The 18,443-nt window shown below is 53.5% G+C and carries 18 protein-coding genes; 14 read left to right on the forward strand and 4 right to left on the reverse strand.

Features of this window, described 5'->3' with window-relative positions:
- Positions 1–383 precede the first annotated feature (383 nt).
- From DDIC_RS05315 to DDIC_RS05335, 5 genes are all read left to right on the forward strand, one after another.
- Positions 384–587 carry a helix-turn-helix domain-containing protein gene (locus DDIC_RS05315; protein ID WP_136399478.1) on the forward strand — a complete coding sequence of 68 codons (204 nt, stop codon included), beginning with the start codon at positions 384–386 and terminating at the stop codon, positions 585–587.
- A 71-nt stretch (positions 588–658) separates the two neighbouring features.
- Positions 659–937, forward strand: a complete 279-nt coding sequence (locus DDIC_RS05320; protein ID WP_136399479.1) for a hypothetical protein — start codon at positions 659–661, stop codon at positions 935–937.
- Positions 930–1,199, forward strand: coding sequence for a hypothetical protein (locus tag DDIC_RS05325; RefSeq protein WP_136399480.1), 270 nt, complete (start codon positions 930–932; stop codon positions 1,197–1,199). Before DDIC_RS05320 ends, DDIC_RS05325 begins: the two co-directional genes overlap by 8 nt.
- Positions 1,192–1,404: a hypothetical protein gene (locus DDIC_RS05330; RefSeq protein WP_136399481.1), complete on the forward strand. Its 213-nt coding sequence runs from the start codon at positions 1,192–1,194 to the stop codon at positions 1,402–1,404. The genes DDIC_RS05325 and DDIC_RS05330 overlap by 8 nt, the downstream gene beginning before the upstream one ends.
- Positions 1,405–1,803: 399 nt before the next feature.
- Positions 1,804–2,403, forward strand: a complete 600-nt coding sequence (locus DDIC_RS05335) for an NYN domain-containing protein (RefSeq protein ID WP_136399482.1) — start codon at positions 1,804–1,806, stop codon at positions 2,401–2,403.
- Between the two features lie 539 nt (positions 2,404–2,942).
- Here the strand turns inward: DDIC_RS05335 and DDIC_RS05340 are convergent.
- Positions 2,943–3,272, reverse strand: a complete 330-nt coding sequence (locus tag DDIC_RS05340) for a hypothetical protein (RefSeq protein WP_136399483.1) — start codon at positions 3,270–3,272, stop codon at positions 2,943–2,945.
- A 67-nt stretch (positions 3,273–3,339) separates the two neighbouring features.
- On the opposite strand from DDIC_RS05340, the gene hpsG reads away from it, so the two are divergent.
- The 9 genes from hpsG to DDIC_RS05385 all read left to right on the forward strand — a co-directional run bounded on the left by hpsG (position 3,340) and on the right by DDIC_RS05385 (position 14,670).
- Positions 3,340–5,814, forward strand: a complete 2,475-nt coding sequence (gene hpsG / locus DDIC_RS05345) for a (2S)-3-sulfopropanediol dehydratase (RefSeq protein WP_136399484.1) — start codon at positions 3,340–3,342, stop codon at positions 5,812–5,814.
- Positions 5,815–6,018: 204 nt separating this feature from the next.
- Positions 6,019–6,915, forward strand: coding sequence for a (2S)-3-sulfopropanediol dehydratase activating enzyme (gene hpsH / locus DDIC_RS05350; RefSeq protein WP_136399485.1), 897 nt, complete (start codon positions 6,019–6,021; stop codon positions 6,913–6,915).
- A gap of 1,082 nt (positions 6,916–7,997) precedes the next feature.
- On the forward strand, positions 7,998–8,765 hold the full coding sequence (locus DDIC_RS05355; RefSeq protein ID WP_136399486.1) for an SDR family NAD(P)-dependent oxidoreductase: 768 nt from the start codon (positions 7,998–8,000) through the stop codon (positions 8,763–8,765).
- Between the two features lie 57 nt (positions 8,766–8,822).
- Positions 8,823–9,887 (forward strand): ABC transporter substrate-binding protein, encoded by a 1,065-nt coding sequence (locus tag DDIC_RS05360; protein ID WP_136399487.1) that lies wholly within the window; start codon positions 8,823–8,825, stop codon positions 9,885–9,887.
- Positions 9,888–9,976: 89 nt separating this feature from the next.
- Positions 9,977–10,825 (forward strand): ABC transporter permease, encoded by an 849-nt coding sequence (locus tag DDIC_RS05365; RefSeq protein WP_136399488.1) that lies wholly within the window; start codon positions 9,977–9,979, stop codon positions 10,823–10,825.
- On the forward strand, positions 10,822–11,601 hold the full coding sequence (locus tag DDIC_RS05370; protein WP_136399489.1) for an ABC transporter permease: 780 nt from the start codon (positions 10,822–10,824) through the stop codon (positions 11,599–11,601). Before DDIC_RS05365 ends, DDIC_RS05370 begins: the two co-directional genes overlap by 4 nt.
- Positions 11,598–12,368 (forward strand): ABC transporter ATP-binding protein, encoded by a 771-nt coding sequence (locus tag DDIC_RS05375; protein WP_136399490.1) that lies wholly within the window; start codon positions 11,598–11,600, stop codon positions 12,366–12,368. Before DDIC_RS05370 ends, DDIC_RS05375 begins: the two co-directional genes overlap by 4 nt.
- Positions 12,369–12,377: 9 nt before the next feature.
- On the forward strand, positions 12,378–13,151 hold the full coding sequence (locus DDIC_RS05380) for an ABC transporter ATP-binding protein (RefSeq protein WP_136399491.1): 774 nt from the start codon (positions 12,378–12,380) through the stop codon (positions 13,149–13,151).
- A 94-nt stretch (positions 13,152–13,245) separates the two neighbouring features.
- Positions 13,246–14,670, forward strand: a complete 1,425-nt coding sequence (locus DDIC_RS05385) for a sigma-54 interaction domain-containing protein (RefSeq protein WP_247647562.1) — start codon at positions 13,246–13,248, stop codon at positions 14,668–14,670.
- A 247-nt stretch (positions 14,671–14,917) separates the two neighbouring features.
- Here the strand turns inward: DDIC_RS05385 and DDIC_RS05390 are convergent, their stop codons facing one another.
- The 3 genes from DDIC_RS05390 to DDIC_RS05400 all read right to left on the reverse strand — a co-directional run bounded on the left by DDIC_RS05390 (position 14,918) and on the right by DDIC_RS05400 (position 18,423).
- Entirely contained in the window at positions 14,918–15,769 is an 852-nt protein-coding gene (locus tag DDIC_RS05390) for a PhzF family phenazine biosynthesis protein (protein ID WP_136399492.1), read from the reverse strand.
- Between the two features lie 99 nt (positions 15,770–15,868).
- Complete coding sequence (gene ybaK, locus DDIC_RS05395) at positions 15,869–16,387, reverse strand: Cys-tRNA(Pro) deacylase (protein WP_247647563.1); 519 nt, start codon at positions 16,385–16,387, stop codon at positions 15,869–15,871.
- On the reverse strand, positions 16,369–18,423 hold the full coding sequence (locus tag DDIC_RS05400) for an ATP-binding protein (RefSeq protein ID WP_136399493.1): 2,055 nt from the start codon (positions 18,421–18,423) through the stop codon (positions 16,369–16,371). The genes ybaK and DDIC_RS05400 overlap by 19 nt, the downstream gene beginning before the upstream one ends.
- Between the last annotated feature and the right edge of the window lie 20 nt (positions 18,424–18,443).

The raw sequence follows: 18,443 nt of genomic DNA on the forward strand, positions 1-18,443 counted from the left end.
TCTTTTTGCATCCGGTACGCTACGCATTCGCCGTATGCCGCATTCTACAAATGTGTCACCTACTCAAAAGTAACGCCTCAGAGCCGAAATGTGGCGGCTGGCAGATTGTCAGCGTGGAGTACATATGGTGGACATGCCATCCCTCTGCCCGGCAAAATGTTTCACAGAGAATAGAGTGGCACGCTGTATATGTTTCGTAGCACAATAATTTAATGTGCGCAGGGCCATTTTGTGAAACGCTGATAATCATTGAATATTTGTTTTTGGTCCATGTCTCATAAGAGGTGATATGTAAACTTTCTTAAACTTGAATTGAGATTATTAAATTTATAGCTGCATAAATTAAACGAAAATGGCAAGAAGAAAAAAACGGAGGTGAACAAATGACCCCACTGACAGAAGAGGAAAAGGCCAATAGGCCAATGAACCTTGAAGAAGTCATGGAATACCTCCGCGTTGGGCGTAATTCAGCCCTTACCCTCCTGCAAAGCGGGAAGGTTAACGCGGTTCAGGTAGGCCGACAGTGGCGCGTTACCCGCAAAGCTCTGGATGAATTTCTTTCGGGCAAAGCGGCAAACAAGGAATAAACAAACAGCCCGGCAAGGAAGCGGCAACTTCCCAACCGAGCTTAACCACGAACCCCAGGAGGTTCACAGCTATGGAATCCTTATCTCCTTCCGAAACTATCAGCAAGCACGCCCTCGCCAAAGAATCCGACCCTGATTTGCAAACCCTGCTATGGGAAGCTCACGAGCTTTCAACATTCCTTGCCGAAGTCGTGAACATGGAAGAACGCCTGGATACCCCTTTGACGTTCTCCGACTGCGGGCGCTTGGGCCTGAAGCGAATCCTCGCGCACCTGTCGCACCTGACCATTGATGCAATCGGACAGACGCCAGTGCGTCAAAATGGATGCAAGGGGGCTGACAATGAATAGCACCCCCCTGACCATACGCGACCACGGCAACGCAATCATGCTGTCTGAATCCATTGAACTCATGGCGCGTGGATTGCGGGAAACCTACCTTGACCACGGCTTAAAGTCTGGTGACGAAACCGCCGAGCAGTCATTGCTTGCCGGGCTGAACCTTATGGCCCACGCCGCGCACACCTTGGGCGATTATGTGGAGCAGTGCCAGAATGAGCTTGAGCGGGCAGCGGCGGCGCAGAAACCCGGCAAAGGGGCAAGCCATGAGTGAAGATATTCGCCTCACCATTGATATAAGCCTCGATTCTGCTTCCCTGCTGGCAAGTGATATTGTCACCCTGGCAGACGAAGCACGCCGCCTCATGAGGGCGGACACCAACGAAGGCCGACTTGCTGACGGCGCTTTTGGCCTGATCGCCAATGCGGCAAAGCAGCTGGATGATCTGCTATCGGAGATGGCGAGAAAAGCGGCCTAGAATCTAAGCCTGACCATCTAAAACGAAAATCCCGACTCAGTACATGGGCCGGGACAAGTGCGAGGCAACCAGCGATGGGGCCATCCTTCGGGGTGGCCTTTTTTGATCAAAGGGTGTCGGTAGCATGGATGCCTTCTTTAGTGGGCACAGCACGCACAAATTCCTTGGAACATCAGCATATTGTATATACAAAAAGCATAGCCTTGACGTCACAAAACCCGCGTGGAATAAGGCTTTCCGAGCAAATTTGTAAATACAAAACATGCTTTTTTATTGACGCATGCGATATATGTGTATATACAAAAATCACAAATCAACCCGCAGATTGTCGGCCTTCGCGGCATCGGGTCTGCGACCCCCCGGTGTACGCACCGGGGTTTCTTTTTTTGGGGAAATGAGATGCATACGGCTTTTCTCATCGACGGTTTCAACTTTTACCACTCAATACAATATCTTAATAATAAGCTAAAATGGTTTGACTATTCAAGTTTCTGCAAGCACTTCATGCGGGAAGAAGACACGCTGCACAGTATCACCTATTTTACGGCCCTGGCCAATTGGCGCGAACGCGCTGTAAAGCGCCATAGCGTTTTTATAGAAGCGTGTGGGGTGATGGGCGTAAACGTAGTTCTTGGAAAATTTAAAGAAAAAACAGCCAGATGCCCATACTGTGAAAAAAATTTCACTAAGCATGAAGAAAAAGCCACTGATGTTAATATCGCGCTTTTTGCCTACAGGCTTGCGTCACAAGGTGTCGAAAAAGTTTTTTTAATCACTGGGGACACAGACATGATCCCAGCCATAAGATTAATTAAACAGGACTTTCCTCAAACAACCGTAGGGGTAATTTTCCCGTACCACAGATATACTGGTGAAATGAAAAAAGAAGCCCATCTAAGCTATAAAACTGACGATAACTCGCTAGAAAACTTTATTCTCCCGACAGTCCTTGTAAAGCCAAATGGCAAAAAGATAAGATGTCCAGCAGAATGGGCATAGCCCTGGCAATGATGAGCCACACGCACATTGCATCGCTAATATTATCCTCTTCCCCATGCCCACTCTCTTCGACCCACTTGCCCACTGGATGCCCCGCCAGTATGGCACCGAATGAAAAAGGGGGCAACTTTAGGGGCAACTTTTTTTATTGAATTACTTTTATGTTTATATTTAAGCGTGTTGTGTCTAATAAATGGCACTCGCTCCCGCACCACGTAAAATCAAGGGTTAGGGTTAATTCCCTAACCCTTTTGCTTGATTTTTCCGCACCATCTTGCACCAAATCCAAGGGCGGCATCAATTCGGCTGCTCTGGACTGCCCTTCAGGCGTAACATGGGCATATGTGGAGCAGTGCCAGAATGAGCTTGAGCGGGCCGTGGCGGCGCAGAACCCACAAGCGCAACCCTCAGTGATCTGGGGAGTCGCTGGGCAGAACTTTTGCGAAAAACAACCGGCGATGATCCCGGTTTGGTAAGAAAGTTTACACAGATGCACTAAGAAGGGGCAAAAAAGCTGCATCTGGGCAAATCGTCCCGAATCATCGTAGCCACTGTTTGATGTTGCGCGCTGCTTTTTCATGTAAGGAGGAGCGTGCCAGTTTAGATGGCTCCCATTTGCCATAGCCGCAAATACTGGTTGGTAAAGACTTGTTTGAGAGTTTTAATTGGGGCTGCTTGTGAAAAGTGTTTTTTTGCACTGTTGCAAAAAAACACTTTTTTAATTTATTTAATAAAATAAGATTATTACTAAAATTTTGTTGCAAAATTACAACATGGGAACGCTTTGGGGAAAAGTGAATATTGAGGGAAAATTTAAGTAAAATGTTTAAAAACATATAGTTAGCAGTAGTGGCACGAATGATGCTCATAGATGGGTATTGCGATGAATATCACAAGCATCTCGCTTGAATATACTCACCATCCAGGAGTTTAATCATGAGTCAGTGCGGTTGCTGCATGTCCCCCCAGGAAGAGCGCGTTGCCAATAAAAGCGTTGATCGCAAAGGGCGCGAACGTGTTTACGGCATTCTGGAACAAAACCAGTTCACCCTTCCCCATGTGGACGTTGAACGCGCCAAGTATTTCACCGAATCCATGCGCGGGACCGAAGGCGAACTGCTGACCCTGCGTTGGGCCAAGGCCCTGAAAAACGTGGCGGAAAAAATCACCGTCTACATCACCCCCAATCAGCTTATCGCTGGACGCGTGGGCAAGTTTGGGCGTTACGGCATCCTGTATCCTGAAATCGACGGCGACTTTTATCGCGAGGTGCTGGCCGACCTTGAGCACCGCGACAAAAGCCCCTTCCAGATTTCACAGGAAGACATCAAGGTTGTTATGGAAGAGATTGCCCCCTACTGGGAGGGCAAGACCTACCACGAGCACCTCAACAAAACCCTGCCAGCCGAAATACGCAACGTCACCTATGTGGACGAGCGCGGCCTCAAGTCCAAGTTTGTGGTGAGCGAAACCTCCTCGTACCGCTCGGCCCTGCAGTGGGTGCCGGACTACGAAAAGGTCATCAAGCGCGGCTTTCTCGACATTCAAAAAGAGGCCCGCGAAAAGCTGGCCACCCTCGATCTGACCAATTCCGTTGATCTGTGGGATAAAAAGCCCTTCCTCGAAGCCATGATCATCGTGTGCGACGCCATCATGATCTGGGCCAAGCGCCACGCCGATCTGGCCCGCGATCTGGCCGCCAAAGAGGCCAACGCCAAGCGCAAGGCCGAGCTGCTGCAGATTGCCGCAACCTGCGACCACGTGCCCGCGCATCCTGCCCGCAGCTTCCGCGAAGCGATGCAGTGCCAGTGGTTTGTGCAGATGTTCTCGCGCATTGAGCAAAAGGCCAGCGCCATTATTTCCAATGGTCGTATGGATCAGTACCTGTACCCCCTGTACAAAAAGGACATTGAGGAAGGCAAACTTACCCGCGAAGAAGCCAAGGAACTGCTTGAATGCATGTGGGTGGACATGGCCCAGTTTATCGACCTGTACATCAACCCTACGGGCGTTGAATTTCAGGAAGGCTACGCCCACTGGGAGGCCGTAACCATCGGCGGGCAGACCCCCGACGGCGAAGACGCCACCAATGACCTGACGTACCTGTTCCTTGAATCCAAGCGCGAGTTTCCGCTTAACTATCCCGACCTTGCGGCCCGCATCCATTCCCGCTCGCCCGAACGCTTTTTGCGCGAAGTGGCCCTGACCATCAAGGACGGCTCGGGCTTTCCCAAGCTGATCAATGACGAAGAAGTGGTGTTCCTCAACACCATCAAGGGTTGCCCGGTTAATGAAGCTCTGGACTACGCCGTTTCGGGCTGCACCGAAACCCGCATGCCCAACCGCGATACCTACACCTCGGGCTGCGTGTACGTGAACTTTGCCACCGCGCTTGAAATGACCCTGTACAATGGCCGCATGCAGCACTACGGCGACGAGGTCGTGGGCATTGAAACGGGCGAAGCGACCAGCTTCAAGGGCTGGGAGGAATTCTACGCAGCCTATCAGGCCCAGCATCTCAACCTGCTGCGCAAGGCCTTCCAGCAGCAGCACGTGGTGGACAAGCTGCGCCCGCAGCACTTTGCCGCGCCGCTTTCGTCCGTGCTGCACAACCTGTGCATGGAAAACCTCATGGACCTGCACTGCGAAAAAATCCCCGGCGGTGTGGACTACTCGTACTTTGAATTTTTGGGCTACGGCACGGTGGTAGACTCGCTTGCCGCCATCAAAAAGCTGGTGTTTGACGACAAGCGCCTGTCCATGCAGGAAGTTGTGCAGGCCTGCAAGGCCGACTTCAAGGGGTATGAACCCGTGCGCGAAATGCTGCGCAACGCTCCCTGCTACGGCAACAACGACCCCTATGTGGACAGCATTGCCAAGGACGTGGATCGCTTTACCCAGGTGGAGGCAGAAAAAAGCTCGCGCGACCGGGGCGTGCATGTGGACGTGCGTTACGTGCCCATCACCTCGCACGTGCCTTTTGGCAAGGTGGTTTCGGCCACGCCCAACGGCCGCCATGCCTGGACGGCGCTTTCCGACGGCTCGTCCGCCTCGCACGGCGCGGACAAAAACGGCCCCACCGCTGTGCTGCTCTCCAACTATCACTCCAAAAACTACGGCATGATCAACCGCGCTTCGCGCCTGCTCAACATCAAGCTGTCGCCCAAGTGCGTGGCGGGTGATGACGGCACGCAAAAGATCGTCAACCTCATACGTACCTGGTGCGACCTCAAGCTGTGGCACTTGCAGTTTAATATCGTGAACAAGCAGACCCTGCTCAACGCCCAGAAAGAACCCGACAACTACCGCAGCCTGCTGGTGCGCATTGCGGGCTACAGCGCGTACTTCTGCGATCTGTCGCGTGATCTGCAGAACGACATCATCGACCGTACGGAACACACCCAGTTCTAGGTCGCTTGCGGCGGGCGGTTTGCCCCTTCGGCTGCGTCAGGTTCCTTGCCGCAATGCATGCCGCCCGCCGGGTTCTCTCCGCAATACGCAGCAGACAAACCCAAAAGGGGAGGGGGCGCCCTCCCCGCAAAATTTCCCTCCTGCAGGGCTTGCCCTTTCTTTCAACCGGTGCGCCAGGGCTGGCCGCACACGAAGGATACCCCCATGACTGACGCGCAAGTGCAAGGTATTGTTTTTAATATCCAAAAATTCAGCGTGCACGATGGCGAAGGCATCCGCACCCTGGTATTTTTAAAAGGCTGCCCCCTGCGTTGTCGCTGGTGCAGTAATCCTGAATCGCAAAACCTTCAGCCAGAGCACGCCTTTAACCCCTCGCGCTGTCTCACGGCAGAGGTGTGCGGGCGTTGCCTTACGGCCTGTAAAACGGGCGCTTTGAGCCTGGTCAACGGCCTGATCATGCACGACCGCAGCAAGTGCCGCGAGTGTTTTGACTGCGTGCGCGCCTGTCCCTCTGGTGCGCAGAGCGTGTACGGCGAAACCATGAGTGTCGCGCAGGTGCTCGATAAGGTTGAAGAAGACGGCGTATTTTATCATCGCTCCGGCGGCGGCATGACCCTGTCTGGCGGCGAGGCCATGATGCAGCACGAGTTTGCCGCTGCACTGCTGCGCGAGGCCCGCAGGCATCATATCAACACCACCATTGAGACCTGCGGCTGTTATCCCTACGAATACCTGCACGAGGCGTGCAAGTACCTGGACAAACTTATTTTTGACATCAAAAGCCTTGACCCTGTGCTGCACAAACAGCATACGGGCGTGGACAACATGCTGATCTTGCGTAATTTTGCGCGAGTCTGCGAGGATTTTCCGCAGTTGCCCATCCTGGTGCGCACGCCCGTTATCCCCGGCTTTAACGACAACGAGGATGATATCCTCGCCATACGCGAATCTATCCCCCGGCGTCCCAACATAGAGTATGAACTGTTGGCCTACCACCGCATGGGGCAGCCCAAGTACGCCTACCTTGGGCGGGAGTACGCCCTGGATGGAGCCCGGCTTGATGACCAGAAGATACAGCGGCTTAGGGACATCTCCGCCTGATGACGCCCTGCAGCAATATTGCCCGCAACAGCAACGCCAGAGCAAAGACGCCCTGGCGTTGTTGTTCGTAATATTTGTGTGTTAAAGACGATTAATGATTCGTGCGGGCATTATTGGGTTGGCTGCATGCTCAAGGTAGTTGCGCAGCGTCTGTCCTCGGCACTCCTTTGCAGCATGCCGCCGGAAGATGGGCCACTGCCGAAATAGAACGTGCATGCACAGCGCCTCAAAAAACTCAGAGGCTCGCATTTGCAGCTGGGTTTGAGGGTGCGCCCCTTTGCTGTGCAACCCCAGTTTCTGGCTGGTGTGCCAGTCTGGCAGCAGGTACGTTTGTTTGACAAAATTCGCAAAGCTATTTGTGCAAAGCAGTTGCGGAGCACTCCGCCGAGGACGCGGTCTGCAACCCGTGGCACATCCCGCCTCTTCGGTATTCCCTAATATCCCCCCTGATTTGCCTGGCCCAGCTTGCCCGTTTTATACTTGCGCCGCATGTCCTGAACGCAGCTGCAAGGGCCTCATTGGTAACCATCTGTTTGCCGGATTGTTGCAAAAATTAATAACTGATCAATTTTTTTAATAAACGCTTGAGCTTTTCGTTGATGCTTTTTTGCAACAAGAAACCAGACTTTTGTGTATTTTTGCACAACATACTCAGGTGCTGTACTGATAACTCGCTAAAATAAAACAAGTAATGTACAATTATCGCATGTTGTTTTATTGCAACATGTGGATTGCACTACTGTTAATTACGAAAGAAAATCATTATTAATTATTATAACTATCTGTTAATTAAGAGAATATAAAAAATTCAGGTTTGCAGCCCAAGCCGCAGAGAAGGCAATGACGGATGGTACAGGCCGATGATCGTATTTGTTAATATTGGTACAATCTCATATAAATATATAAGTCACTAATATTAATATATTATTTTTTTTATAACAAGTGATATATACGTTTATTTTATCTGTTTTGTAAAAAAAATCACAAATGGCCTGCTTTTTGCTCTTTCAAAACTGCTACATTGTTTTAGGTACTCCCCGTAAGCGTTGTGCACTTTTGCAGCCGTTTTTACTGGAGACGCTATGCTTTTAGCAGCTTTGTTTGATCTCTCGCGTAAGACAGCCCTTGTTACCGGCGGCAATTCTGGTTTGGGGCTGGCTATGGCCCATGCTCTGGGGCTGGCAGGTGCAGAAGTCATTCTTGTAGCCAGACGGCAAGACGCGCTGCAGCGGGCTGCTGCGCAACTGCAGGCAGAGGGGGTGAGCGTTCAGACCTGTTCCGCTGATCTTTCCGGGCCAGAGCTTGCGCTTGCGTGCGGCAGGTCAATTGTAAACAGGTTTGGGCCTGTTGATATCCTGATCAATGCCGCCGGCGTCAATCTTCGTCAGCCGTTCAGTCAGGTAACCCCCGAATCATGGGGCGCACAGCTCAGCCTTCACCTTTCCGCTCCTTTCTTTCTTTCCCAGATTCTGGCTCCCCACATGCGTCACAGGGGATGGGGCAGAATAATCAATATCGCTTCCCTCCAGTCTTTCCGCGCATTTGCCGACAGTGCCCCTTATGGGGCGGGCAAGGGGGGGATTGTCCAGCTTACCCGGGCCATTGCCAGAGAATGGTCGCCGTACGGAATAACCTGCAATGCCATAGGCCCCGGGTTTTTCCCCACAGAACTGACGCGTCCGGTATTTGAGAATAGCGAGCTGGCCGAAAAGAACGCTTCCCAGACATGCGTTGGGCGCAACGGCAGGCTTGATGATATTTACGGTTGCACCGTGTTTCTGGCCAGCGACGCCTCCGCGTACATAACCGGTCAGGTAATTATGGTTGATGGTGGTTTTAGTGCCCGTTGAAAGGGCTTGGCTGTAGATATGATTGGTCTTTTGTGTTTGAGAAAAAGGAGTCTGTAGATGAAAAAACTATGTGCCGCCTTTATGTTGCTGGCAAGTCTGGCCGCAGGGTTGTTGCCCGAGGCCGCCGTTGCCGAAGAAAAACCCGTTGTCCGTACCAGCGCCCAACCTTGTCTGCATGGTTTTCCCATGTGGTATGCCGAAAAACAGGGCTGGCTTAAAGACGCCCCCTTTACCGTAAAGTTCATGCTTTTTGCCTCTGGCGCACCCCAGACGGAAGCTCTGGCCGCTGATCAGTGGGACATCGGGTCCATGGGCACGGTGCCAACCATGATGGCCAGCATGCGCTATGGCTACAAGCTCATCGGCGTGTCCAACGAGGAAGGCGCTACAAACGATTTGTGGGTAAGGCCCGATTCGCCCCTGCTCAAGCACAAGGCTGCACTGGCCGGTTTTCCGGAAATCATAGGCAATGCAGATGACTGGAAGGGCAAGAAAATTCTGGCTACCACCGTTTCCACTGGCCACTACGCCCTGACCGCCACGCTAAAAGCTTTGGGCCTTAACGACAGCGATGTGTCCATTGTACATATGGAACAGGGCCAGGCCATGACAGCCTTTAGCGCAGGCCAGGGGGACATCCTGCAGTTGTGGGCCCCGCTCAGCTATGTGGCAGAAGCCAAGGGCTGGACCAAGGTTTCGTCGGGCATGGCGGCCAAGGTTCGTATTGCCGGCGGCATCGGCGCGCGCAAGGACTTTGCGGAAAAGCACCCCGACCTGGTGGTTGCCTGGCTTGGCATCTACATGCGCGTTATCGAAGGCATGAAGACCAACCCCGAGCCGTACGTGAAGCCCCTGCTTGAATACTTTAACAGTTACTGCGGGCTTGAACTTACCGAAGAACAGGTGCGGATGGAATTCAAGTATCGCCCGTTGTTCAGCGTGAGCGAGCAGGTCAGCGCCCTTGAAGACCCAGCCAAGCTGGCTGCCTGGATGAGCGGCGTTGCCAACTTCATGCTGGATCAGGGCCGTATCACCAAGAAGGAGTTTGACCGTTACGTCAAGGCCAACTTCTTCATTGATCCCAGTTTCATGAAGAAGCTGGCTGCAGAAACCTCAAAGTAACGGGCAACGGCTGCATCTGATAGCCGCCTTATACGCCTTTCCGGGGCCGACAGCCAAGGGTCTGCGGCCCCGGGAACCGAGGAGCAACAATGACGCCCATCCATGAACAGAAAAACGACGGCAGCGAAGAGGTGAGCCTTGAAATTCAGAAGGCCAACTACCTTGCAACCGCAGCCAAGGAAAACTGGATATCAATGGTGAGCTTTGCGGTTTTTATTCTGGTATGGGAAATGATCTGCCGGTTTGAGATCATCGGCCCCTACCAGCTCGTACCGCCGTCAGAAGTCATCACCGTTTTTTTTGAAAAATTCACGCAAGTTAATCCCGACGGCGGTCTGCTGCAGCAGCATGCCGCAGCCAGCCTGCTGCTGGCATTGACCGGTTTTGTGGCTGCCGTGGTTATCGGGGTTCCGCTGGGGCTTTTTATGGGTTGGTACCCCAGGGTCAACATGCTTGTGCGGCCCATATTTGACGCCATCAGGCCCATCCCGCCCATTGCATGGATTCCCATTGCCATTCTGTGGCTGGGCATCGGCATGCCCGCAAAGGCATTTATCATTTTTCTGGCTGCCTTTGTGCCCTGTGTAATCAATTCCTATACCGGCATACGCCTTACCAATCCCGTGCTTATCCGCGTAGCGGAAATTTACGGTGCTTCCAATTTTGAAACATTTCGCAAAATTGGCGTGCCCTCGGCAATCCCCATGATTTTTACAGGCATGAAGCTTTCGCTCAATGCGGCGTGGACAACCCTTGTGGCCGCAGAGCTGCTGGCTGCCTCGGTTGGGCTGGGCTTTATGATCCAGCAGGGCAGACGTCTTGCCAGACCTGACATCATCATTGTCGGCATGCTGACCATCGGCCTGTTGGGTGCGCTGATGTCCTGGATTCTCACAAGGATAGAAGCACGTTTTGCCTCGTCAAGGAGGCTCTCATGAATGGATTTATCAAGGCCCATTCCGCCTGGCTTGCGCCTATGGCATCTATTTGTGCTTTTGTGGTGCTGTGGGGGCTTGTGTCCCTCAAGGTCAACCCGGAATTTTTGCCTTCGCCCGCGATGGTGTGGCATGAATTTATCCGGCTTTGCCATGTCCCTGTTGGCGGCACCAGCCTTATTGGCCATGTGGGCTACAGCCTGCAACGGGTATTGATAGCCTTTGGCCTCGCCATACTCATGGGGCTGCCACTGGGCCTGCTGATGGGGTGGAGCAGAGTGTGCGAAAAAATAGTCTCCCCCATTTTTGAATTGCTGCGCCCCATTCCGCCCATTGCATGGATACCCATTGCCATTCTCTGGCTTGGCGTTGCGGAAGGCTCAAAGATTTTCATCTGTTTTGTAGGCGCTTTTGTCATCATGATTCTCAACTCATACACCGGCATGCGCTATGTAGACCCTCTGCTGATAGATGCGGCGCGATCCTTTGGCGCCAGCCGGTCGCAGCAGTTCTTCAACGTGGCTGTGCCTGCCTGCATGCCGTCCATATTTGCGGGCGTGCAAAATGCCCTTTCCATGGCCTGGATGTGCGTGCTTGCGGCAGAGATGGTCGGCGCGCGCGAGGGGGTCGGCTTTATCATCATTCAGGGCATGGATCTTAACAAGTCCTCCATGATTCTCGTGGGAATGATACTCATCGGTGTGGTGGGCTCCCTGCTGGCGGCGGCTTTGCGCTGGGTTGAACGTGTGCTCTGCCCCTGGAGGAGGGAAATGGTATGAATGCCGAAAAAAAAGTCAAAATTGCCTGCAATGACGTTTCCAAAACTTTTTATGTGCCGGGGCAAAAACAGCTTTTGCATGTACTGAACAAGGTTTCACTGCAGGTGTACGAAAACGAGTTTCTGGTCATTCTTGGGCCTGGGCAAAGCGGAAAAACCGTGCTGCTCAACTGCGTGGCGGGGCTTCTGGAACCCACTGCCGGATCAATCTGCATCAACGATGTGCCCATTTCAGGGCCGGGTACAGACCGGGGCATGGTGTTTCAGCGCTATGCGCTCTTTCCGTGGAAAACAATAGAGCACAATGTGGCCTTTGGTCTTGCAGTGCGCGGTGTTTCCTTAAAGGAACGGCTTAAAATCGCCCACAAATATATAGAGCTTGTGGGACTTACAGGTTTTGAAAAGGCCTACCCGGCGCAGCTCTCGGGCGGCATGAAGCAGCGCGTGGGCATTGCCCGTGCCTACGCCAATGACCCGGACATCCTGCTGATGGACGAACCATTTGGCGCGCTGGACGCCCAGACCCGTTACGCGATGGAACAGGAACTGCGCAGCATATGGGAAAAAGAAAAACGCACTGTCTGCTTTGTAACCAATAATATTGAAGAAGCCATTTACCTTGGCGACAGGGTTGTGGTTATGTCCGCCATGCCGGGCAAGGTAAAAACAGAGTACAACATTGATATTCCGTCACCTCGCGAGTACACGCATCCCACATTTCTTGCCATGCGCAAACAGATTTCAGAAGACACCGATTTGGTGCTGTAGGAGACAAGTATGTTATTTGGAAATAAAGCCACCTACGCCGCAAACCGGGAAGTAAAGGTTTCGGTTTCCAGTCTGACCAAGCGGTACGACGACCTGCTGGTGCTCAATGATATCAACTTCGATATCTATAAGGGCGAAATGCTGTGCATTGTGGGGCCGACTGGCTGCGGAAAAACAACATTCTTGAACTGTCTTTCACGTTTTATTCCCATTACGCACGGATCCATAAATGTCGATGGAGAATCCGCCGACCCCAGAAAACACAATATTGCTTTTGTGTTTCAGGAAGTGTCCGCCATTCCCTGGCTTACAGTGGAAGACAATATCCGTTTTGGTCTGCGCATCAAGCGGCTGCCCGAAGATGAAATTGAAAAACGTGTTGAACGCATGCTTGATGTGGTTGGCCTTATGAAATACCGCACCTACTTTCCCCAGCAGCTTTCGGCCAGCATGGAGCAGCGGGTGGTTATTGCCAGAAATTTTGCCATCAATCCCGACCTGCTGCTTATGGACGAACCCTATGGGCAGCTTGACGTAAAACTGCGTTACTACCTTGAAGACGAGCTTATGCGCATCTGGAAGGAGCTTGGAAGCACTGTTGCCTTTATTACCCACAATATAGAAGAAGCCGTGTATCTTGCGGAGCGTATCCTGATACTTTCTCCCAAGCCGTCCACCATCAAGGAAGAAGTCATTGTGGATTTGCCCCGACCACGGCAGTTTGATGATCCCAAGTTTGTTGCCATCCGCGACTATGTGACAGAAAAAATCAAATGGTGGTGACCGTCGCAGTTCGCTCGGGCGTCCGGCTGCGTATGCCAACAGTGAGCGCCGGGCAGTTGACCGCCTAAACCGTGCAGCATACTGGGGAGCGCATATGCAAAGACCAACAGTGCTTGCCGAGTATATGGAACAACTGTGCGATACGTTTCAGGACGCCATATGCGTTACCGATCACGAAGGTCAGGTGGTTCTGGTTAATACCCGCCATTCTGAACTTACGGGAATTCCAAAGGAAATGATGATCGGCAAACGCATACAGGACATGGTGCAAAGCGGTGTCTTTGACGTGGTGCTCAACCCGCGCATCGTTGAATCCGGCAGGCCGTTTTCAAGTGTGCAAAACCTTTATAATGGCCGCACGATGTTGCTGGACGGTCACCCCGTCAAGGATGAAAACGGCAGCGTTATCTACGTTGTTACTGTTATACGCGATGTCACGGCGCTGGCTGAAATGCGCGAGGAAATAGCATCGCAGAGGGAACTGCTGGAAACGTTTCAATCCATGAACCATGAAGGCAAATCGGGCAGTCAGTATCCGCGTGTTGTAAAAAGCCCGGTTATGCAGCGCCTGTATGCCGAGGTGTCAGGCATTGCGGCAACAGATGCAACGGTTCTGCTTCAGGGCGAAACCGGCGTCGGCAAGGACATGGTGGCCCGGCATATCCACCAGCAAAGCCAGAGGGCCAATGCGCCGTTTATCAAGGTAGATTGCGGTAGTATCCCGGAAAACCTGATTGAATCAGAGCTATTTGGCTATATGTCCGGCAGCTTTTCCGGCGCCAGCCGGAGCGGAAAAGCCGGCCTGATTGAGGTGGCCTCGGGCGGCACCCTGTTCTTGGATGAGGTGGGGGAGCTGCCCATGCCCATGCAGTCCCGCCTGCTGCGCCTGATTCAGGACAAGGAAATACAGCGCGTCGGTGCAACAGCTCCCAAAATGGTGGATGTACGTATTGTGGCGGCGTCCAACAAGGATCTGGAACGTGAGGTCGACAGGGGGATGTTTCGGGCCGATCTGTATTTCAGGCTCAAGGTTGTGGTCGTTACCGTGCCGCCGCTTCGCGAGCGCAAGGTCGAAATTCTGCCGCTGGCCGAGGGTTTTCTGGCTTATTATTCCAGAAGATACCGAAAAAATGCATGGTTTTCCGAATCCGCAGAAAAAATTCTGCAGGAATACCGCTGGCCTGGCAATGTGCGTGAGCTTGAAAACCTTGTGCAGGGGCTGGTTGTGACCTGCAAGAGGGGCGTTATTGACGCCGCTGACCTCGCAGGCATCAGCCACGAACCCTGCCAAGCGTCGGCAGGTGAAAACTGCTGGTACCCCAAGATTGAGGGACGGTCGCTCAAAAGCATTATGCGTGATGTGGAAAATGCCGTCATTGAGCAGGGCTTGAAACGCTATGGGTCGCTGCGTGAGCTTTCCCGCCATTTGCAGATGGACCGCAGCACGTTGTTCAGAAAAATCAAAGGCAGGGAATCTGCCAAACAGGATGAAAGTTTGCCCCGCAAAAACTGTCAGTAGCCGGGCCGCACAAAAAAGTGCAATTCATGCCATAGCGGTCTTGCAAGCAGATTTTTGCGCGGGTCCAGAGGGGAGCTGCTGCCCCTGTGTTGCGCCAGGGGTTGCAGCAGGATGGTGAAGAACCACGAGCAACAAGAGATGTCTGCCTGATTTTGCCGTATAGGCGGCGCGAGCGTCAGAATGAAATTCCAGGGCGTTTCCGCCCGGCGTCTGGGTTTTGGCAATTGAATTTTGCGCTGCCGCTGTTTTACAGCTCAGGGGTAAACTCGCCGCGCACCAGCAGGCGCACCTCGCCGCTTACCAGCATGCTGCCGCTGGCTTTGTCCTTGCGGATGCCGATTTTTGAATCGCGCCCCACAAAGCGCCCCTGCCTGAGCACAATGGCCTCGGCGGGAAAAAATCTGTTGCGGCTGTAAAGGTAGGCCCCCACTGGCCCTGCGGCGCTGCCGGTGGCCACGTCTTCGATCAGGCCTGCGTTGTCCCAGGTTCTGCCTTCCAGTGTATTTACATCAAAGACGTACACAAACTTTGCACCGATCCGGGCAAGTCTGCCCTCATAATCGTCAGTCGTAATGCGGGCCTGCTCGAGGCCTGAAACTACGGGTACAAGCAGATAGGGCAGACCGGTCGAAACAACTTCCAGGGGAAACTGCGGCGTCATGTTGTGTTCGCTCAGGTTAAGCGGCTGCAGAAGGTGTGGGTACTCCTGGGGCTGCGGGCTGCAAACAAATTCCGCCTGTCCCTGGTCCATGCAGCAGTCATGGCAGTCGCCCCGCGCCGAGCAGGAAACCGAAACCTGTCGGCTGTTCAGGTTGAAGAAAACAACCCCGGCGTCGCTCGGTAAAAATTCGTGCCGCACCACAGCCGCTGCGCCCAGGATGGGATGCCCGGCAAAGTCCAGCTCTTCTTCAATAGTAAAAATGCGGGCATCAAAGCTGTTTTTGCCGCATCTGACAAGAAAAATCGTCTCGAACTGCCGGAATTCCCGCGCAATTTGCTGCATCACGGCCCGCTCGGGAAAGGACGGTGCGACAAAAACCGTCAGCCCGTTGCCGGTCATGGGTTTTTGGCAAAAGACATCCGCGTGGTAGTACAGCATGTAGCCTCCTGTGCGTGGGCGTAGTGCTTGGGACCCGTGACTTCGGGGCTGGCTGCCAGACCGCCCGGCTGGTCGGGATGCGTAAAAAGGCGGGGGAGCTTACTGCCGCGCCAGAGGAGCGTATTGCCCTGCAACGGCCCGGAGCAGATCGTCGGGGGGCAGGCGCAGCTGCACGCCGCGCTGCCCAGCGCTGACAAAGATATAGTCGTACAGAATGGCGCTTTCGTCCATAAAGACAGGATAGGCCTTTTTGGCCCCAAGCGGCGAGCATCCCCCCCGTATGTAGCCGGTGAGCGGGCGCACATCCTTGAGCGGAACCATCTCCACATGCTTGTTGGCAGAGGCGACTGCCAGCGCCTTGAGGTCAAGCTCCGCCGCTGCGGGTATGCAGGCCATGAGAACGCCCGTCTTGTCGCCCCGTGCGACCAGGGTTTTGAACACGCATGCCGGGTCAACGCCCAGCTTGTGCGCCATGGTTACCGCAGAGAGGTCGCTTTCGTCCACCTCGGCGGTATGCAGCTCAAAGGCAATGCCCATGCTTTCAAGAATTCTGGCGGCATTGGTTTTGGAAACTTTGGCGGCGGACATGGAGGGCGGTATCAGTGCAGGTTGAGCCATGCGGCGAGCTTTTTGCGCAGTATGTCCTGACTGAAAGGCTTGGCTATGTGGTCGTTCATGCCGGCATTGATGATTTCGGCAATATTGTCCGGCATGGTGGCGGCGGTAAGGGCGATAATGGGCAGGCTTTTTTTGTTTTTATCCTTGGGCAGTGTGCGGCGCAGCTCGCGCGTGGCGGTCAGTCCGTCCATAACCGGCATGTTTACGTCCATGAGCACAATATCATATGGGGTCTCCGTCGCCATGCGCAGGGCTTCCTTGCCGTTGGACGCAACATCGCACTCAAAGCCCAGCTGGCGCAGCATTGCGCGCAACACTTCCACATTGATTTCGTTGTCTTCAGCAACCAGAACGCTGCACTCTCCGGCCCCGTCAAGCGGCATGGGGATGGACGTATTGTGCTCCGGCGGGCAGTAGACGTTGCGCGCGGGCGTGCAGGGTATGCTGAGGTGAAAGGTCGACCCCTTGCCCAGCTCGCTCTCGCACCACAGCGAGCCGTGCATAAGCTCTGCAATACGCTTGCAGATGCTCAATCCAAGCCCGGTACCGCCAAACCGGCGGCTGATGCTGGCATTTGCCTGGGTGTACGGGTCAAAGAGAAACTGCTGGTATTCGCGGCTGATGCCCATGCCCGTGTCGGTAATCCTGAAGTGCAGGTTGTCGGTATCGCCCGCTGTTTCGCGGTCGATGCACAACGAAATGCGCCCCTCGGCGGTAAACTTGACGGCGTTGCTCATCAGGTTGAGCAGCACCTGCTTGAGCCGCAGGCTGTCGCCCCACAGCTTGAGCGGCACCTCGTCGCCAACCCTGCAAATATATTCAATCCCTTTTTGCTCAAGGGGAAAACGCAGGGATGTGTGCACAAATTCAAGCACGTCTTCCAGCGGATAATTGGTGTTTTCAAGCACCATCTTGTTGGCTTCGATTTTGGAAAGGTCCAGAATATCGTTGATAATGGCCAGCAGATTAGTGGCGGAAGAACGGATTTTTTGCAGGTAATTTTTTTGGTCGTCGCTGGGGTTTGACTGCAGCGCAAGGTGGGTCAGGCCGATGATGCCGTTCATGGGCGTGCGTATTTCGTGGCTCATGTGCGCCAGAAACTCGCTCTTGGCCTGCGAGGCCACCAGGGCGTTCTGCTTTTCGTGCTGCGTCTGCAACAGATCGGTAACGTCGCGCGCGATGCTCAGACGAACCATCTTGTCGTTGTCCCACTTGATGGCCTTGTCAACGACGGTATAGGTGCGCCTGTTCACCTTGTTTTCGTAGGTCCAGTGGTAGGGTTCGCCAGAGGTCGCAATGATGGCGTTGGTGCAGAAGGGGCAGGGCGCGTCGCGGCCCATAAACCTTTTGTAGCAGATATTGGAGAGTGAATCGTCCTTATGCTGGCAGGTTTCTTCTACGCTGTTGTTGACAAAAAGTATCTTGTACGTCTCCATGTCAACTATGCAGACAGGGTCGGAAAAAGCGCCAAGGATATCATGCAGCTGGCGGTGTTTGCGCTGTAACTGCCCGTAAAGGCGAAAATGCGTAAGCGTAATGGCAAGGATGTTGCCCAAAAGATGGCAGAGGCTGGAATCCTCAATAGTCCATTTGCCGATATACCGGCGGCGCAAAAGACAAATACCGCCAAACAGCTGGCCGTCATGGGCAATGGGCACGCAGATGGCCGATTTGACTCCACGAAAGAGAAAAAGGTCTTTTTGCGGCCCTTCGGGCATGGTTGCCGTGTCGGCCACGCACATGCTGCTGCCTTCCTCAAAAACACTGAGGACTGGCGCGATATCGTGCAGGGTAACAGCGGGCATGCCCGCATCCGGGTGCATGCTGGAACGCCAGACTATGGGCGCAAACCACTGCTCGTCGTCAAATTCGACCAGAGACACCGTATCGCAGTGCAGCGATTCGCCAATGCTGGCCATCGCTGCTCTGAGAAAAGGCTCTTTGCTGACGTGCAGAAGGGCTGAACTCGATATTTCCAAGGCCAGTACCAGGGGGTTGGCAAGGTTGCCCTGATATGGCTGATGTGTGTCTGACATTGCTTACTTCAACTGATGCT

This window comes from Desulfovibrio desulfuricans, from assembly GCF_004801255.1.
Lineage (GTDB): Bacteria > Desulfobacterota > Desulfovibrionia > Desulfovibrionales > Desulfovibrionaceae > Desulfovibrio > Desulfovibrio desulfuricans_C.

Bases quoted from the DNA above. Each gene is read 5' to 3' on its own strand.
- DDIC_RS05335 (WP_136399482.1), top strand. From the start codon at position 1,804: ATGCATACGGCTTTTCTCATCGACGGTTTCAACTTTTACCACTCAATA.
- DDIC_RS05320 (WP_136399479.1), top strand. From the start codon at position 659: ATGGAATCCTTATCTCCTTCCGAAACTATCAGCAAGCACGCCCTCGCC.
- DDIC_RS05365 (WP_136399488.1), top strand. From the start codon at position 9,977: ATGACGCCCATCCATGAACAGAAAAACGACGGCAGCGAAGAGGTGAGC.
- DDIC_RS05385 (WP_247647562.1), top strand. From the start codon at position 13,246: ATGCAAAGACCAACAGTGCTTGCCGAGTATATGGAACAACTGTGCGAT.
- DDIC_RS05325 (WP_136399480.1), top strand. From the start codon at position 930: ATGAATAGCACCCCCCTGACCATACGCGACCACGGCAACGCAATCATG.
- DDIC_RS05400 (WP_136399493.1), bottom strand. From the start codon at position 18,423: ATGTCAGACACACATCAGCCATATCAGGGCAACCTTGCCAACCCCCTG.
- DDIC_RS05340 (WP_136399483.1), bottom strand. From the start codon at position 3,272: ATGAGCATCATTCGTGCCACTACTGCTAACTATATGTTTTTAAACATT.
- ybaK (WP_247647563.1), bottom strand. From the start codon at position 16,387: ATGGCTCAACCTGCACTGATACCGCCCTCCATGTCCGCCGCCAAAGTT.
- hpsH (WP_136399485.1), top strand. From the start codon at position 6,019: ATGACTGACGCGCAAGTGCAAGGTATTGTTTTTAATATCCAAAAATTC.
- hpsG (WP_136399484.1), top strand. From the start codon at position 3,340: ATGAGTCAGTGCGGTTGCTGCATGTCCCCCCAGGAAGAGCGCGTTGCC.
- DDIC_RS05380 (WP_136399491.1), top strand. From the start codon at position 12,378: ATGTTATTTGGAAATAAAGCCACCTACGCCGCAAACCGGGAAGTAAAG.
- DDIC_RS05355 (WP_136399486.1), top strand. From the start codon at position 7,998: ATGCTTTTAGCAGCTTTGTTTGATCTCTCGCGTAAGACAGCCCTTGTT.
- DDIC_RS05330 (WP_136399481.1), top strand. From the start codon at position 1,192: ATGAGTGAAGATATTCGCCTCACCATTGATATAAGCCTCGATTCTGCT.
- DDIC_RS05370 (WP_136399489.1), top strand. From the start codon at position 10,822: ATGAATGGATTTATCAAGGCCCATTCCGCCTGGCTTGCGCCTATGGCA.
- DDIC_RS05360 (WP_136399487.1), top strand. From the start codon at position 8,823: ATGAAAAAACTATGTGCCGCCTTTATGTTGCTGGCAAGTCTGGCCGCA.
- DDIC_RS05390 (WP_136399492.1), bottom strand. From the start codon at position 15,769: ATGCTGTACTACCACGCGGATGTCTTTTGCCAAAAACCCATGACCGGC.
- DDIC_RS05315 (WP_136399478.1), top strand. From the start codon at position 384: ATGACCCCACTGACAGAAGAGGAAAAGGCCAATAGGCCAATGAACCTT.
- DDIC_RS05375 (WP_136399490.1), top strand. From the start codon at position 11,598: ATGAATGCCGAAAAAAAAGTCAAAATTGCCTGCAATGACGTTTCCAAA.